Consider the following 15,586-nt stretch of genomic DNA (forward strand, 5'->3'; position numbering starts at 1 on the left):
GGTCCGGGTGGGGTCGCCACCGCAGTGCTCGACGTTTCTTGATGTCGCGCGCTCCGCAGAGGACCCCACCCCCGGCCCACGGCCGGACCCTCCCCTCAAGGGGGAGGGGGACGCAGCGCCAAGGGAACAGCCATGACCATCACCGCAGCAACCCCTGCCCCGCCCCGCGCCCGCAGGGTCGCCAGCCGCCAACAATGGATCGGCCTGCTCTATGTCGCGCCGGCTGTCGCGCTGGTCGTCGTCTTTTTCCTGATCCCGCTCGGCATGACGGCGTGGATGTCGCTGCACAACTGGCCGCTGATGGGCGAGCACAGCTTTATCGGCCTCGGCAATTACGTCGCCATCCTGCGCGACACCAGGTTCTGGAACGCGCTGCGCTTCACCGCCTTCTACACGGTGATCGTCACCATCGCGATCTTCGTGGTGGCCTTTCCGCTGGCGCTGTTCGTCGAACGGCCGCGGCCGCTGACCAATCTCTACCGCACCATGTTCTTCATGCCGGCGGTTGTCGGTTTCGCCTCGGCCAGCCTGCTCTGGTCGTGGTTGCTGAATGTCGATTCCGGCCTGTTCAGCCCGGCCGCTTACGACCTCGGACTGATCGACAGGAAGTTCAACCTTCTGGCCACCTTCCAGCCGGCCTTCTGGTCGATCATCGCCATGGTCGTCTGGAAGGTCGCCGGTTTCACCATGATCATCCTGATGGCCGGCCTGCAATCGATCCCGCAGGACCTGCAGGAGGCGGCCGTCATCGACGGTGCCGGGCCTTTCGCCAGGTTCAGGGCGATCACCCTGCCGCTGATGCGCCGCACGCTGGCGCTGGCGCTGATCCTGTCGGTCGCCGGCTCGATCCTCGCCTTCGACCAATTCTACATCATCCTGCGCGGCGGCCCGCGCAACCAGACGCTGACGGCGGTCTACTGGATCTTCAACCAGTCCTTCGTGTCGTTCAAGCTCGGCTATGGCGCGGCACTTTCCATGGTGCTGCTGGTCATCCTGGTGGCGCTCAGCCTCGTCCAGCTATGGTTGTTGCGCAAGCCGGAGGGTCTCGACTGATGGCGCAGGCAGCCTCCCGTAGCCGCCGGCTCCTGAGCCGCGTCGCAGAGCATTCTACCGGCATCGTCGCCTCGGTGCTGTTCGCCGCGCCGATTGTTTGGGCGGTGCTGTCGGCGTTCAAGCCGGCGGCCGAAGCACGCCTGCCGCCGCTGCCGCCCTGGCCGACGTCGGGGTTCTCGCTGGAGAACTATGCCACGCTCAACAGCTTCGGCGACGGGCTGTGGGCCTCTGCGCAAAACAGCATCTATGTCTCGCTGATGACGGTCGTGCTGTCGGTCGCCGTCAGCGTGCTGGCCGGCTACGGCTTTTCGCGGTTTCGGTTTCCGTTCAAGGACCTGTTCTTTATCCTCATCCTGTCGACGATCATGATCCCGTTCCAGTCGATCCTGACGCCGATCTTCCTGGTGCTGACCAAGCTTGGCCTGCACAACACCCTGACCGGCCTGGTCGGCGTCTATGTGACGCTGCAACTGCCGTTCTCGATCTTCATGATGCGCAACGCCTTCGACGCCGTGCCGCGCGAAATCGAGGAGGCCGCCCGCATGGACGGTGCCAGCAATCTCACAATGCTTTTGAAGGTGATGCTGCCGCTGGTCTGGCCGGGCGTCGTCACCATCGCCCTGTTTGCCTTCCTCGGCGCCTGGAACGAATTCCTCGCCGCCCTCGTGCTGATGACCGACCAATCCAAGTTCACGCTGCCGGTGATGATGACCGCACTGCAGTCGGGCCGCTTTGGCGCCATCGACTGGGGCGCGGTGCAGGCGGGCGTCACCGTGATGATGGTGCCGTGCCTCATCCTCTTCCTGGCGCTGCAGCGCTTCTACATCCGCGGCCTGATGGCCGGGGCCGTCAAATAGAATGGAGTAAGTTCATGACCGCATCGCCATCCGAAAAAGGAAAACCGAAGCTCGCCTTCCGCCCGCTGCCGGTGCCGCAGGTCGACGTGCACGGCTTCTGGGGCGACCGCGCCGACGCTGTCGCCACACGCACCGCCGACATCCTCTACGAGCGCTGCGTCGAGGCCCGCATGCTGGAGCAGATCGATCCGGACCGCCCCTCGCCCGGCATAGTCATCCCCTTCCACTCGCCCTCCCCCGACGAAGCCGACCGCCAGGGCGCGGAATTCACTGGATCGACGGTGACCACGCAGATGTTCTGGGATTCCGATCTCGGCAAGACGATCGAGACCGCGGCCTATTCGCTTTACCGGCGCAAGAACCCCGAACTGGAGAAGAAGATCGATGCCGTCATCGACATGTATGGCAAGCTGCAGCAGGAGGACGGCTATCTCTCGAGCTGGTATCAGCGCATCCAGCCCGGCAAGCGCTGGACCAATCTGCGCGACTGCCACGAGCTCTATTGCGCCGGCCACCTGATCGAGGGCGCGGTCGCCTATTACCAGGCGACGGGAAAACGCAAGCTGCTCGACATCATGTGCCGCTATGCCGACCATATCGCGTCGGTGCTCGGCCCCGAGCCCGGCAAGAAGAAGGGCTATTGCGGACATGAGGAGATCGAGCTGGCGCTGGTCAAGCTGGCGCGGGTGACAGGCGAGCGGAAATACATGGAGCTGGCCAGATACTTCATCGACCAGCGCGGGCAGCAGCCGCATTATTTCGACGAGGAGGCCCGCGCCCGCGGCGCCGACCCGAAGGCCTATCATTTCAAGACCTATGAATACAGCCAATCGCACATCCCGGTGCGAGAACAGCACAAGGTTGTCGGCCATGCTGTCAGGGCGATGTACCTCTATTCCGGCATGGCCGACATCGCGACCGAATATGGCGATGATACGCTGCGAGCAGCACTCGACCTTCTGTGGGACGATCTCACCACCAAGAGCCTCTACGTCACCGGCGGACTGGGACCGTCGGCGCACAATGAGGGGTTCACCAGCGACTACGACCTGCCCAACGAAAGCGCCTATGCCGAGACCTGCGCCGCGGTCGGCCTGGTGTTCTGGGCCAGCCGCATGCTTGGCATGGGGCCGAACGCCCGCTACGCGGACATGATGGAACGCGCCCTCTACAACGGTTCGATCTCGGGCCTGTCGCTCGACGGCTCGCTGTTTTTCTACGAGAATCCATTGGAAAGCCGGGGCAAGCACAACAGGTGGAAATGGCACCGCTGCCCGTGCTGCCCACCCAATATCGGTCGCATGGTCGCCTCGATCGGCAGCTATTTCTACAGCCTGGCCGACGATGCGTTGGCCATCCACCTCTATGGCGACTCGACCGCCCGTTTCGACATATCGGGCGTCCCGGTCAGCCTGACACAGGCGAGCAGGTATCCCTGGGACGGCGCCGTCGAGATCACGCTTGAACCGCAGGCGCCGGTCGAATTCACCTTGCACTTGCGCATTCCCGCCTGGAGCGCCAGTGCCCAGTTGAAGGTGAACGGCGAGGCCATCAAGCTGGCTGAGATCACCAGCGACGGCTACGCCGCGATCAAGCGGACATGGAAGAAGGGCGATGATGTCCGGCTCGATCTCGAAATGCCGATCGAGCGGCTCTATGCCAACCCGCAGGTGCGCCAGGATGCCGGCCGAGTCGCGCTGTCGCGCGGCCCGCTGATCTATTGCGTCGAGGCATCAGACAATGACAGCCAGCCGCATCGCCTGACGCTGCCGCGGACGGCCACCATCGAAGCGCAGCACCGGCCGGAACTTCTCGGCGGTGTGGTAACGCTGTCGACCGCGGCACTTGCCGATGCCGCCGACGGGTGGCAGGACGGGCTGTACAGGCCCGAGCCGCCGGCCACCGCCGAGACACGCCTGACCGCCATTCCCTATTTCGCCTGGGACAACCGCGAGCCCGGCGAGATGCTGGTATGGCTCAGGGACGGGTGAGTTGTGATGTTAGCCCGATTTCTTCGGCCACCAGTTCCTGCAGCCGCCACAAATTGCGGTCGCGGATGCCGCAGGCTTCGAGGTGGCGGATCGTCTCGAAAAGATATTGCGCGCCCGAGCCCCAATGACCAACGGCTGTCACCAGCGTCGCCGCGATCGCCTGCTTGTCGAGGTTGCCGGCATAACGCGGATTGGCGGGATCGACGACGAAGCCAAGCGCGCGACATGGGCCGCCTTCGGTCCTGACCTGCAGCCAGCGCGGCACGTTGACGGCGGGCAGGATGGTCATTTCGCGGCGCAGGAGCGCTTCGAGGTTAGCCGCCACCGGTTCCGCGATCTCGAACACCATGCCCTGGCACTGGCCGCCGCGATCGAGCGCCATCATCAGGCCGGGCTGCTCGACCGTGCCGCGAAAACGCTGCACCGTGAAGCAGAACGAACGATGCCAACCGCTGGCCACCGCGCGTTCTCCGCCCGTCACCTCGCCGGCGGGCTTCCACAACAGCGAGCCATAGGCAAATAGTTTCAGCGACCCGGCCGGAGCGCCGGCCAGCACCTCGTCGCGGATGCGCGTATAGTCGGCATCGGTCATGTGAACCATGCCCGGCGTCGGCCCGGCATCCTCGACAGCACGCATGGTGCGCGCGACCAACGCCTCGGTCAGCGCCATCGGCGTGTTGCGCGGGACCCTCGATGATGCGGTGGAAATGGCCTTGCTCATCTTCGCGCTCCCAGTCCTACCGCCATGTTGCTGAAGGCTGAAGGATTCTCAAGGGCCGTGCAGCCGAGATAGATCACGAGTGGCCGATGCCGCTCTTGCGTGACGCGTCTTGGAACGATGTTGCCGGCAAACTGTTCTGTTCCTTGCCGGAGGATGCCATGAACGACGCGTCGGCAAAGCCCGTTGGTCCCGTCCTCTCATCGGCGGAGCGCGTCAACACGCTATCCCATTTCCATCGCGCCGAGATCACTCGCATGGCGGGATGGCGCGACCGGCTCGACCTGACGACCAACTGGGCAATCACGGTGGTGGCGGCGCTGCTTTCGGTATCACTCTCGACGGCCAGTGCGCATCACGGCGTGCTGCTGTTCGCCATGCTGCTGATCCTGCTGCTGCTGTGGATCGAGGCGCGCCGCTATCGGTTCTTCGATTTCTATCGGGCGCGCGTACGCCAGTTCGAACGCCACTATTTCGCCCAGATCTTTTCCCCACAGCCCGACTTCGCCTCGGACTGGCTGCTCATCGTCGGCGAAGGCCTGCGCGCGCCGAAATTCCTGCTGTCGCAGCGCGTCGCGCTAGCCCGTCGGCTGCGGCGAAATTACATCTACCTGTTCCTGATCCTGTTGCTGGCCTGGGTGCTCAAGATATCCACACCCAGCCTTCAAACCGTGGGCGTCAGGACCGGCTTTGCCGGCTCGCTTCGCCAAGCCGTGGACAGCGCCGCCCTTGGCCCCGTTCCCGGTGTGGCGATCGTGGTTATCGTGGCCGCATTCTATGTCGGGTTGCTTGCCATCGTCTTTTTCACGGCCGATGACGACGGCGAACTGTCCTTTGGCGAGGTGCATGTTTGACGTTTATGCCCGCAACAAGTCGCTGCAATGCAAACGGCGGCCCGCGCGTTGAAATGGTCGGTCCGCCGAAACGTTTGGGAGAACGGAACTGCGCGCCTAGATGCCGAAGAACTGCTTGCCAACCATGTAGCCCAGCGCCGCTACGACCAGCGGAAACAGTGCCGGCGCGGCTTTGCCTAGAAGGGAGACCTGCAGGTCCTTCGCCGGCGTATGACGTGCATTGCCGAGATTCTTGGTCATTGCTTGCCTCGGGTTCGAAAGACTCATTAGCAAATGCTGATTAACAGCATGGCCGCGTTAACGGCCTGATAGGAAATCAACTCTGATCAGATGCAAATTCGAATGATCGGCACATGGACGGCAAAGACGCGCTGCCCTATTTAGCGGCGTTCGAAGCATTGGCCGGGACGCGCTGCCTGTTCGCGCCAATCGGGAAAACCGCGCCTGAACAACAAGATGGCTCAGGAGCTCAATTTAGCAGATGACGCCAGCTCCAGAGCCGCCTCGCCCGAGCCTGGTGTTGATAAGCGCTGGTCGAACGGCAGGCCCGCGGCGTACACAGGCCGCACGCTGTCAAAAAATTCGCAAACCAATGTCGGACTGGCCAGGCTTCGTCCGTCCTTGGGGTATCGAACAGGCATTCATGAAAGGATCCAGCTATGCCCGGCACCGTACGTTTGCACCGCGTCCTGACGACCAGCCCGGAAAAGGTCTATCGCGCCTTCGTTGAAGCGGACGCGCTGGCCAAGTGGCTTCCGCCAAACGGCTTCACCTGCACGGTCCATAGTTTCGAGGCAAAGGTCGGCGGCACGTTCAAGATGTCGTTCCGCAATTTCACCACCGGCGACAGCCATTCCTTCGGCGGCGAGTACCTCGAACTCGTCCCGGGCGAGCGCCTGCTCTACACCGACAGGTTCGACGATCCCAACCTGCCCGGCGAGATACGGGTCACCGTGACCTTGAAAAAAGTGTCGGTCGGCACCGAAATCGATATCACCCAAGCCGGCATTCCGGACGTCATTCCGGTCGAGGCCTGCTATCTCGGCTGGCAGGAGTCGCTCAGAAACCTGGCAAAGCTCGTCGAACCCGAAATCAATCAATAGGCTGGGGCCGGAAGAACGGGTCGTTTCTGGCCTGCCGAAGCGTGAGACTTGGACTGTGGCGGGAACTGCCCTTTGTCGCTAGCAATTCATCATCGACATCCCCTGTGACTGGACGTGTCAATGAAGAATGCAGCGGAGGCTGAAAAAGCATGACTCTGACCAACCGAGACATCATCGAGTTGACCGCGTGGCGACGCCAGCTGCACCAGGCCCCGGAAATCTCGAATGAAGAGGAAAAGACGGCAAAGGAGGTTGTCGCCTTCCTCGCCGATACGGGGCCGGACAAGGTGCTGACACAACTCGGCGGGCACGGCGTCGCGGCCATATATGACAGCGGCAAAGCGGGGCCGACGGTGCTGTTCCGTTCGGAACTCGATGCCTTGCCTATCGAAGAACTTTCAGGCGTACCGCATTCGTCGCGCGTGCCGGGCAAGTCGCATATGTGCGGCCATGACGGACACACCGCGATCCTGGCATCCCTCGGCCGTCAGTTGGGGCGCGAAAGGCCTGCAAGCGGCCGCGTCGTGCTGATGTTCCAGCCGGCGGAGGAAACCGGCAATGGCGCGGCAGGCGTCGTCGCCGATCCGCGCTTCGGCGAGATTGCTCCGGATTTCGCTTTCTCATTGCACAACCTGCCCGGCGTGCCATTTGGCGAGGTGCGGCTCAAAGCCGGCGTGGTCAACTGTGCTTCACGCGGCATGCGCATCGTGCTGGAGGGCAAGACCGCCCATTCGTCCATGCCGGAGACCGGCATTTCGCCGATGCTGGCGGTCAGTGAGCTGATGCCGGCGCTGCCGGCGCTCGGGCGCGGGACCTTCGCCGATGACGACTTCTCCATGCTGACGGTCACCCATGCCGCGATGGGCGAAGCCGTGTTCGGCATCTCGCCGGCTCACGCCGAGGTGTGGGCCACGCTGCGCACCCGGCGTGACGAGCGCATGGCGAACCTTTGCGCTGCTGCCGAAGCACTGGTCGCCAGGATCGCGGGCGAGCATCGCCTTTCCGCCCGCTGGGACTATCACGAGATCTTCGTCGCCAGCGTCAACGCGCCGGACGCGGTGGAGCATCTGCGGCGCGCGCTCGATGAAGAGGGCGTCGCGCACGGCGAAGAAGCCCTGCCGATGCGCGCCTCGGAAGATTTCGGCCTGTTCGGCCGTAGTGCCAAATCGGCGATGTTCTTCCTCGGTGCAGGCGAGCGGCATCCTGCCTTGCACAATCCCGACTATGACTTTCCCGACGACCTGATCCCGATCGGGTCGAGGATCTTCATGCGCACGGCACGCAATCTCCTGGGTTGACCTCCGCCAATTCCAACGCCGAAAGGAACACGCAATGCCAAAGATGCCAAAGAACACGATTTGCCTCTGGTTCGACAAGGACGCCGAGGCTGCGGCGCGCTTCTACGCGGAGACCTTTCCCGACACCATGGTGGGCGCCGTTCACCGTGCGCCGAGCGACTTTCCGTCCGGCAAGAAAGGCGACGTGTTGACGGTCGAATTTACCGTTGCCGGCATTCCCTGCATCGGATTGAACGGCGGCTCCACATTCAAGCAGAGCGAGGCCTTCTCGTTCCAGATCGCCACCGACGATCAGCAGGAAACCGACCGCTACTGGAATGCCATCGTCGGCAATGGCGGCCAGGAGAGCGCGTGCGGCTGGTGCAAGGACAAATGGGGCGTGTCCTGGCAAATCACGCCGCGCACGTTGACCGAGGCCATGGCGGCCGGCGGCGAGGAAGCCAAACGCGCCTTTGATGCAATGATGGAGATGACGAAGATCGACGTCGCGGCGATCGATGCAGCCCGGCGCGGCTGACCTCGATCGCAGCTGAGTTGCTATCGGACCTTGATGACGACCTTGCCCTTGGCGCGTCCTGTTTCGACATAGGCCAGCGCCTCGTTGGTCGCCTCGAAGGGAAAGACCCGATCGACGACCGGGCGGATCGCGCCGGCTTCGATGAGCGATGCGATCTTGCTCAACTGCTCGCCCTGCGCCCACATGAAGAGAAACGAGAACGTCACGCCACGGCGCTTGGCTCTCGCTCGAATACCGCGGCTCAGCAGGCGAAGCACCAGCTTCAGCACCATGTTCAGTCCTTTTTCCCTGGCGAAGTCGGGATCCGGTGGGCCGGAGATGGAGATGAGCTTGCCCCCCGGTTTCAAAACATTCAGTGACTTTCCAAGTGTCTTTGTGTCCTGGCTGTTCAAGACGACGTCGTAGCCCGACAGCACTTTTTCGAAATCGTCTTTCCTGTAGTCGACGACGACATCGGCGCCGAGCCCCTTGACCAGGCCGGCACTCGCCGCGCTGGCGGTGGTCGCAACGGTCGCGCCGAGATGCTTTGCCAGTTGGATGGCGAATGTCCCCACGCCGCCGGATCCGGCTTGAATGAAGACCTTCTGTCCCCTCTTCAGGTTGGCCCTTTCGATGAGCGCCTGCCAGGCGGTCAGGCCGACCAGCGGGATCGAGGCCGCCTCCTCCATGCTGAGGTTCCCGGGCTTCAGGGCCACGTCGGCTTCATCCATGGCTATGAACTCGGCGAACGTCCCGATCCGGCCATCGCGCGGCCGCGCATAGACGTCGTCGCCGAGTTTGAACTTGCGGACTTTCGATCCCACGCGGACAACCCTCCCGGCCACGTCGTGACCCAGGATGAACGGCCGGCGATAGGGCAGGATCAGCTTGAACTCTCCGGTTTTGACCTTGGAATCGAGCAGGTTCACCGCCGCGGCGTGGACCTCGACCAGCACATCACTGTCCCCGAGTTTCGGCTCCGGCATTTCGGCCAGCCGCAGCGTGCCGTTCTTGCTGTATTTGTCGACGACGAATGCCTTCATGGCAGTGACTTTCTGAGAGATTGTTGATGTTCGGGACGAAAGCCGCCCGGTGAGAGGTGTCAGGCCTCGAGAAAGGCCAATGCTTTCGGAACGAAATTCGCGTGGTTCTGGAACACCCCGCCATGGCCGGCATCCGCATAGATCACCAATTGCGCCCCCGGAATGCGGCGGGCGAGATCGTGGGTATTGACGCTCGGCACCATCCTGTCGTGATCGCCATTTGCGATCAGCGCAGGGACGCGGATGGCGCTCAAATCTTGCGGCGCCTGTAGTCCATAAGCCTTCACCGCCCGGAGTTGCGCGCCGAACGCGCTAAGCGATATCGGCCTGTCGCGGTCGGCCTTGCGCTCTGTCAGCCGCTGCAGGAACGCCTTCGCGGCGCGGCGCCCGTTCACCGTTCTGGTGAAAAACAGATAGTATTTCGGATCCCGAAAAGTCAGCGCACCCTTGATCATGTCCACGATCGTCAGTGGCGTCATCTTGTCGATGCCTTGGCCGCCGGCCGGCCCGGTGCCGGCCAGGATGAGCTTGCGCACAAGCCTGGGCTCGGTCAGCACGATCTCCTGCGCCACGAAGCCGCCGAGTGAGAAACCGAAGAGATCGACTTGATCGAACCCCAGCGCCCGGACAAAGGCGACCGCATCCCGTGCCATCTCGGCGATGCGTGACGGCGTTTTGCCGCCTGAAGCACCAACGCCCCTGTTGTCGAAGGCAATCACCCACCGGGTCGCGGCGAGGCCATCGACGATGCGTGGATCGAAATTGTCCAGTTGAGCGCCGAGATGGTTCAGCAGGATTACCGGCACGCCCGTCCTTGGTCCGAGCTGCCGATAGACGAATGCCGTGCCGCCGACATCGGCGGAGTGCGTTGGCGTGTCCTGGAACGATGCCCGTAAGTGGGGCGACCGCTTGAACCCATGTGTCATGCTTGGCACCTCCGCCTTGCGGGGGCTGGCCAATCGTGTTGTCGTTGCCAGTCGCATGTGCGTAAAATCCTCTGCTCGCTGTTGTTCAAACCGGCAGGCGGAACTGTTTGCGCAGGCTCTTGTCGAATATCCCCGCGGGAGCAAAGCGACGCAGCAGGCTGACTTGGTGCGCTGCCCTGCCGGCGGTGTAGCGCCGTTGCGGACGGGCATCGGTCGCTGCTTTGACGACCACCTGCGCCACCACCTCCGGCCGATCGGCTACGGGCATCACATCGCGAAGCAGCGCTTCCAGCGTAGCTCGAGCCTGATCGTATTCCTGCAACGACGAATCCGGTTGGATCCCGTTCTGGTCGAAGACAGTGCGAACGAATGCCGGCTCGATGACCGAGACGCGGATATTGAAGGCACGAACCTCGTGGTCGAGCGATTCCGAATAGCCCTCGAGCGCGTGCTTGACCGCCGAATAATGCGCTGAATACGGCGCCGGCACCAGTCCCAGCACAGAGCCGATATTGACGATGCGCCCCTCGCCACGCCGCCGCATCGACGGCAGCACCGCATTGGTCATGCGGATGACGCCGAACAGATTGACGTCGAACAAGGCCTGCACCTGTGCAATCGAGAATTCCTCGGCGCCTCCAAGCTGGCCGACGCCGGCATTGTTGACCAAGAGGTCGATCCGGCCGGTCTGCGACAGCACCGTCGAAACGAGTGCGGCAACGGCCTCACCGTCGGTCACGTCGCAAACCAGCATGGTCACCCCGTCCGGGCCGTTGTCGGCCTTGCGCCGGCTGGTTCCGAAGACTGTGAACCCCGCCTTTGCCAGAGCCTCGGCACTGGCGCGGCCAATGCCCGAAGAGGCTCCCGTCACAACAGCGGTTTTTTCGGAATTCGCATTCATTTGGTGCTCCAAAATCATGAGGGCTAGCTTTTTTGCGCCCGTTGAATTACAGTCGTAATATCAGATTACACTCATAATGCAATAGCAGAAAGGAATAGCAGCCATGCGCTACGAAAAGGGCCGGAAGGACGCCTCGCGCGGACGGATCCTGGAGGTCGCTGCGGAACGCTTTCGCGGCGACGGCATCGCCGCGTCCGGACTGGCGACCATCATGAGCGACGCCGGGCTGACGAACGGCGCCTTCTATCCGCACTTTCAATCCAAGGCGCAGCTTGTCCGCGAAAGCGTGGCGGCGGCGATGGAGCTTCAGGCGCAGCAACTGGCGGAAGCATTGGCTTCGGGCGTGGAGATGGCCATCGGCACGTATCTGTCGGCCGAGCACCGGGACAATCCCGGAAAGGGCTGCGCGTCAGCCGCGCTGCTGCCGGAGCTCGCCCGTCAGCCGCCTGAGACGCGTGAAGCCTATACAAACCACCTGCTGGCTTTGGTGCGCCAGTTGGCGCAAGCGCTACCGCAGGCCAAGGATCCGGAGGGCGTGGCGCTGGCTGTCTTCGCAACGCTCCTCGGCACGCTGCAAATGGCCCGCGCCGTGGGCGGAACGGAATTGTCCGATCGCATCCTCTCGGTGGGGAAAGATGCGGCGAAGACGCTGATCGAGCAGCGTTAGCGCTCCAGGAAGCTGACAGTGAGGAACATGCCGGGCGCTGACGATAGCCGATCCGTCAGATCTTCCGGCTGGCCAGCAGCCTTGTCAGCCAGTCCGGATTCATTTCCGGAACAGAGGACAAAAGCCGTTCGGTATAGGCCGCGTGCGGTGGCGTGAGAACTTCGCTCTTCAATCCCTGCTCGACGACTTTGCCGCGGTGCATGACGACGATTTCGTCGGCTATCGCGCGCACGGTAGCAATGTCATGGGTAATGAAGATGTAGCTCATTCCGAGTTCACGTTGGAGACGTATGAGAAGCTTGAGAATTTCCTCTTGGACGATCTGGTCGAGCGCGGACGTGATCTCGTCGCAGATGATAAGCTCCGGATCGGCAGCCAACGCCCGGGCAATGCAGACGCGCTGTTTTTGGCCACCCGACAGCTCGCCAGGCAGGCGTTCCAGAAAATCCTCGCTCATCTCGACCATGTGCATAAGTTCGCCGATCCGGCGATCCCTCCGCGCGCCCTTAAGGCCGAGGTAGAATTCGAGCGGCCGAGCTATGACTTCTTCGACCGTTTGGCGCGGATTCAGGGCGTTGTCGGGCATTTGATAAATCATCTGGATGCGGCGCAGGACCTCCTTCGGCCGCGTCTTCAGGCCCGTGGAAAGAAGCTGGCCGGCAAAAGAAATCGAACCTGAAATTGGCGGCAAAAGGCCGGTGACGACTCGAGCGAGCGTCGATTTCCCCGAACCGGATTCGCCGACCACAGCCACGGTTCTTCCGCGCGGAACCTTGATGGAGACATCCTGGAGCACCTTGACCTTTCCTGCATAGGCCGCGGTAACGTTGTCTATCGTCAGCAGATAGTCATCGGCTGGAACTTCGGGCTTGGCGAGCTTGCGTACGGCCCAGAGCGTTTTTGTATATTCCTGGCTGGGCGAGGCCAGCATCTGGCGTGTATCAGCCTCCTCCACGGTACGTCCGTGGCGCAGAACCATGATACGATCCGCCATTTGCGCCACCACCGCCAGGTCATGCGTCACGTAGATTGCAGCGGTGCTGAATTCCTCCACGATGTTGCGAATGGAAGCTAGAACTTCAACCTGCGTGGTCACGTCGAGCGCCGTTGTTGGCTCGTCGAATATTATGAGGTCCGGACGACAAGCCATTGCCATCGCTGTCATTGCCCGTTGCAACTGCCCGCCGGAGACCTGATGAGGATAACGAAAGCCTATGGTTTCCGGTTCTGGGAGCTGAAGGCGTCGATAAAGATCGACGGCGCTCCGGTTCGCCTCTTCCCGGCCGGCAATTCCATGCGCCACCGCGGTTTCGACGGTTTGTTCTAAGAGCCGATGTGCCGGATTGAAAGAGGCAGCCGCGCTTTGCGCGACATAGGCAATGCGGGAGCCCCTGAGGCGACGGCGCCCTTTTTCATTGACTGCCAGAAGATCAATCCCGTCGAACAGGACCGAGCCTTGCATGATCCGGCAGCCCGGCTTGGCATAACCCATTGCGGCAAGGCCAATGGTGGACTTGCCGGCGCCTGACTCTCCGATCAGCCCAAGAACCTGGCCCCGCTTCAGCGTCAGATCGACCCCGTGGACAATGGGATGCCACCGCTCATCCGAGAACCCCTCCACATGCAGATTGCGGATTTGAAGCAGATCCTTTCCTTTTTCGCGTGGGCCTGGGCCGCTACTTTTCATCCCGCAACCCGCTTGTTGCTTGCAGGAACCAGTCCACCACGAAATTCACGGACACGGTAAGGAGAGCAATCGCGCCGGCCGGAAGTAGCGGGGTGACATCGCCGTAGGTGATTAGGGTCGCGTTCTCGCGCACCATTGATCCCCAATCGGCCGTCGGCGGCTGAATACCGACGCCGAGAAACGACAGCGCCGCGACTGTCAGGAACACGAAGCAGAATCGCAAGCCGAACTCGGCGACCAGTGGCGGCATGACATTGGGAAGGATTTCCCTGGCGATGATCCATTTCGGTCCCTCGCCGCGTAATCGTGCCACCTCGACATATTCCATCACCGCCACGTTAAGCCCGACGGCGCGAGAAAGCCGAAAGACCCGGGTGGAATCCAGAAGCGCAATGATGACAATCAGGCTCGTGATCGACGAGCCGAAGATCGTCAGCAGCACCAGCGCGAAGATCAGACTCGGGATTGACATCAGCACGTCCACCGCACGCGACAAGATCTGGTCGAGCCACCCCCTGTACAATGCGGCAAGAAGGCCGAGCGAGACGCCGACCGCGAAGGACAGCAACGTGGTCGCGACCGCGATAGCGATGGTGTTGCGCGCACCGTAGATCAAGCGGGTGAGCATGTCGCGGCCGAGCTGATCGGTTCCCAATTTGAACTCCTGGCTCCACGGCGCGAAGGCTTCGCTGAAAACCTGCGTCTCGCCATATGGGGCTATCCAGTGCGCGAAGACCGCAACAAAGACGTAGCCGAGGATCACGACGATGCCGAACCATGCGCTGAACGGTGCCTTCTTCAGCGCAGTTTTCGCCCGGGTGGCACGCGAGCGCCTCAGCCTTTGAACCGCCGCGACAGATTCGGATCTGGTCATCGCGGGTGCAAGAGCCTGGGATTGGTGGCGATGGAAATAATGTCGGCTAGCAGGTTGAGAAGGATGTAAGTCGCGGCGAAAATCAGGGCGCAGGCCTGGACAACCGGAACATCCCTGGATTTCACCGCGTCAACCATCAGCTGGCCGATGCCGGGGTAGACGAAAACGACCTCGACCACGACCACTCCGACGATGAGATACGCCAGGTTGAACGCCACCACAGTGACGATCGGAGCCCAGGCATTGGGCAGGGCATGCCTCAGCACGATCACCATCGGGGACATTCCCTTGAGGCGCGCCATATCGATGTAGGGGCTTGCCAGCATGTTGATGATGGCCGCTCGGGTCATGCGCATCATGTGGGCCACGATTACGAGCGTAAGCGTGATTGCCGGCAGGGCGACTTTCCAGAGATGCTCCCAAAATGGCGTCTGACCGTTCACATTCGACAATGTCGGAAATTTGGGAACCGCATTGAGCATCCAGTTCAGCAAGACAGTGAGCCAATGAGGCAGCGTTTGAGCGAAATCGGATCCGATGAACGTGTCGCGCGAGATCACCAGGTAGGCGAGCATATAGGCGACGAAAAATTCCGGGAATGAAATGGTTGTCAGTGTCGCGACATTCACCAGCCGGTCGAACCAGCCGTTGCGGTACAGCGCAGCCAGAATGCCAAGCCCCAAGGCCAGAGGAACAGCTATCAGCGCAGTCACCGCTGCAAGGAACATCGTGTTGTAGAGGCGTGGTGCGATGATCTCGGCCACGGTACGCCGATATCCGGTGCGGCTCGCAAACGAAGAGCCGAAATCGCCATGGAGCATCTGGGCGACCCAAACGAAGTAGCGCTCGACAGGCGGGCGATCGATGCCGATTTCCCGCTGGAACGCGGCGACCGTTTCGGGCGTCGCCGATTGCCCGAGCGTGGCCTTGGCGAAGTCGCCTGGAAGCATCGCGATCGCAGAGAAGATAATGATGGACACGATGAACAAAGTGACCAGGCCGAGGCCAAGGCGCTGCAGGACCGTTCTTGCGACGGGGTTCATGTGCGTGGCGTTTCCCTTTGGGCGGCAGCCCTGCACTCGGAGCCAGCTGGCCGGAGCCTCAAAACCATCGCGGCT

16 protein-coding genes are annotated in these 15,586 nt (G+C 62.1%); 8 read left to right on the plus strand and 8 right to left on the minus strand.

The features are described from left to right. Positions 1 to 132: 132 nt before the first annotated feature. Genes EOB59_RS14110 through EOB59_RS14120 form a run of 3 tightly spaced genes read left to right on the plus strand, consistent with a single transcriptional unit; the run spans position 133 to position 3,901 of the window. Complete coding sequence (locus EOB59_RS14110) at positions 133 to 1,053, plus strand: sugar ABC transporter permease (RefSeq protein WP_127381884.1); 921 nt, start codon at positions 133 to 135, stop codon at positions 1,051 to 1,053. Further along, positions 1,053 to 1,910: a carbohydrate ABC transporter permease gene (locus tag EOB59_RS14115; protein WP_127398214.1), complete on the plus strand. Its 858-nt coding sequence runs from the start codon at positions 1,053 to 1,055 to the stop codon at positions 1,908 to 1,910. Before EOB59_RS14110 ends, EOB59_RS14115 begins: the two co-directional genes overlap by 1 nt. A gap of 14 nt (positions 1,911 to 1,924) precedes the next feature. Further along, a complete protein-coding gene (locus EOB59_RS14120; protein ID WP_128288598.1) occupies positions 1,925 to 3,901 on the plus strand; it encodes a glycoside hydrolase family 127 protein in 1,977 nt (658 codons plus the stop codon). Here EOB59_RS14120 and EOB59_RS14125 read toward each other — a convergent pair. After that, positions 3,888 to 4,622 (minus strand): gamma-glutamylcyclotransferase, encoded by a 735-nt coding sequence (locus EOB59_RS14125; protein ID WP_128288599.1) that lies wholly within the window; start codon positions 4,620 to 4,622, stop codon positions 3,888 to 3,890. The two genes, EOB59_RS14120 and EOB59_RS14125, sit on opposite strands and share 14 nt — an antisense overlap. Positions 4,623 to 4,780: 158 nt before the next feature. On the opposite strand from EOB59_RS14125, the gene EOB59_RS14130 reads away from it, so the two are divergent. After that, positions 4,781 to 5,473 (plus strand): DUF2270 domain-containing protein, encoded by a 693-nt coding sequence (locus EOB59_RS14130; RefSeq protein WP_128288600.1) that lies wholly within the window; start codon positions 4,781 to 4,783, stop codon positions 5,471 to 5,473. Positions 5,474 to 5,569: 96 nt separating this feature from the next. On the opposite strand, the gene EOB59_RS14135 is transcribed toward EOB59_RS14130, so the two are convergent. Beyond that, positions 5,570 to 5,713: a hypothetical protein gene (locus EOB59_RS14135; protein WP_127271038.1), complete on the minus strand. Its 144-nt coding sequence runs from the start codon at positions 5,711 to 5,713 to the stop codon at positions 5,570 to 5,572. A 419-nt stretch (positions 5,714 to 6,132) separates the two neighbouring features. Here EOB59_RS14135 and EOB59_RS14140 point away from each other — a divergent pair, with 419 nt between their 5' ends. The 3 genes from EOB59_RS14140 (at position 6,133) to EOB59_RS14150 (ending at position 8,391) form a co-directional block, all read left to right on the plus strand. Next, positions 6,133 to 6,576 carry an SRPBCC family protein gene (locus tag EOB59_RS14140; RefSeq protein ID WP_128288601.1) on the plus strand — a complete coding sequence of 148 codons (444 nt, stop codon included), beginning with the start codon at positions 6,133 to 6,135 and terminating at the stop codon, positions 6,574 to 6,576. Positions 6,577 to 6,725: 149 nt separating this feature from the next. Continuing rightward, positions 6,726 to 7,874, plus strand: coding sequence for an amidohydrolase (locus EOB59_RS14145; RefSeq protein ID WP_128288602.1), 1,149 nt, complete (start codon positions 6,726 to 6,728; stop codon positions 7,872 to 7,874). A 43-nt stretch (positions 7,875 to 7,917) separates the two neighbouring features. Then, positions 7,918 to 8,391, plus strand: coding sequence for a VOC family protein (locus tag EOB59_RS14150; RefSeq protein WP_164895650.1), 474 nt, complete (start codon positions 7,918 to 7,920; stop codon positions 8,389 to 8,391). Between the two features lie 20 nt (positions 8,392 to 8,411). On the opposite strand, the gene EOB59_RS14155 is transcribed toward EOB59_RS14150, so the two are convergent. The 3 genes from EOB59_RS14155 to EOB59_RS14165 all read right to left on the minus strand — a co-directional run bounded on the left by EOB59_RS14155 (position 8,412) and on the right by EOB59_RS14165 (position 11,240). Further along, positions 8,412 to 9,413, minus strand: a complete 1,002-nt coding sequence (locus EOB59_RS14155; protein ID WP_128288604.1) for an NADP-dependent oxidoreductase — start codon at positions 9,411 to 9,413, stop codon at positions 8,412 to 8,414. 59 nt (positions 9,414 to 9,472) lie between these two features. Further along, complete coding sequence (locus EOB59_RS14160) at positions 9,473 to 10,339, minus strand: alpha/beta hydrolase (protein ID WP_128288605.1); 867 nt, start codon at positions 10,337 to 10,339, stop codon at positions 9,473 to 9,475. A gap of 85 nt (positions 10,340 to 10,424) precedes the next feature. Continuing rightward, positions 10,425 to 11,240 carry an oxidoreductase gene (locus EOB59_RS14165; protein WP_128288606.1) on the minus strand — a complete coding sequence of 272 codons (816 nt, stop codon included), beginning with the start codon at positions 11,238 to 11,240 and terminating at the stop codon, positions 10,425 to 10,427. A 103-nt stretch (positions 11,241 to 11,343) separates the two neighbouring features. On the opposite strand from EOB59_RS14165, the gene EOB59_RS14170 reads away from it, so the two are divergent. Beyond that, positions 11,344 to 11,907: a TetR/AcrR family transcriptional regulator gene (locus tag EOB59_RS14170; protein WP_128288607.1), complete on the plus strand. Its 564-nt coding sequence runs from the start codon at positions 11,344 to 11,346 to the stop codon at positions 11,905 to 11,907. A 55-nt stretch (positions 11,908 to 11,962) separates the two neighbouring features. Here the strand turns inward: EOB59_RS14170 and EOB59_RS14175 are convergent, their stop codons facing one another. The 3 genes from EOB59_RS14175 to EOB59_RS14185 are packed head-to-tail and all read right to left on the minus strand — an operon-like array spanning position 11,963 to position 15,511. Continuing rightward, a complete protein-coding gene (locus tag EOB59_RS14175; protein ID WP_128288608.1) occupies positions 11,963 to 13,594 on the minus strand; it encodes an ABC transporter ATP-binding protein in 1,632 nt (543 codons plus the stop codon). After that, positions 13,584 to 14,468 carry an ABC transporter permease gene (locus tag EOB59_RS14180; RefSeq protein WP_127326516.1) on the minus strand — a complete coding sequence of 295 codons (885 nt, stop codon included), beginning with the start codon at positions 14,466 to 14,468 and terminating at the stop codon, positions 13,584 to 13,586. Before EOB59_RS14180 ends, EOB59_RS14175 begins: the two co-directional genes overlap by 11 nt. Beyond that, entirely contained in the window at positions 14,465 to 15,511 is a 1,047-nt protein-coding gene (locus EOB59_RS14185; RefSeq protein ID WP_128288609.1) for an ABC transporter permease, read from the minus strand. Before EOB59_RS14185 ends, EOB59_RS14180 begins: the two co-directional genes overlap by 4 nt. Between the last annotated feature and the right edge of the window lie 75 nt (positions 15,512 to 15,586).

Source organism: Mesorhizobium sp. M7A.F.Ca.MR.176.00.0.0, from assembly GCF_004023165.1.
Lineage (GTDB): Bacteria > Pseudomonadota > Alphaproteobacteria > Rhizobiales > Rhizobiaceae > Mesorhizobium.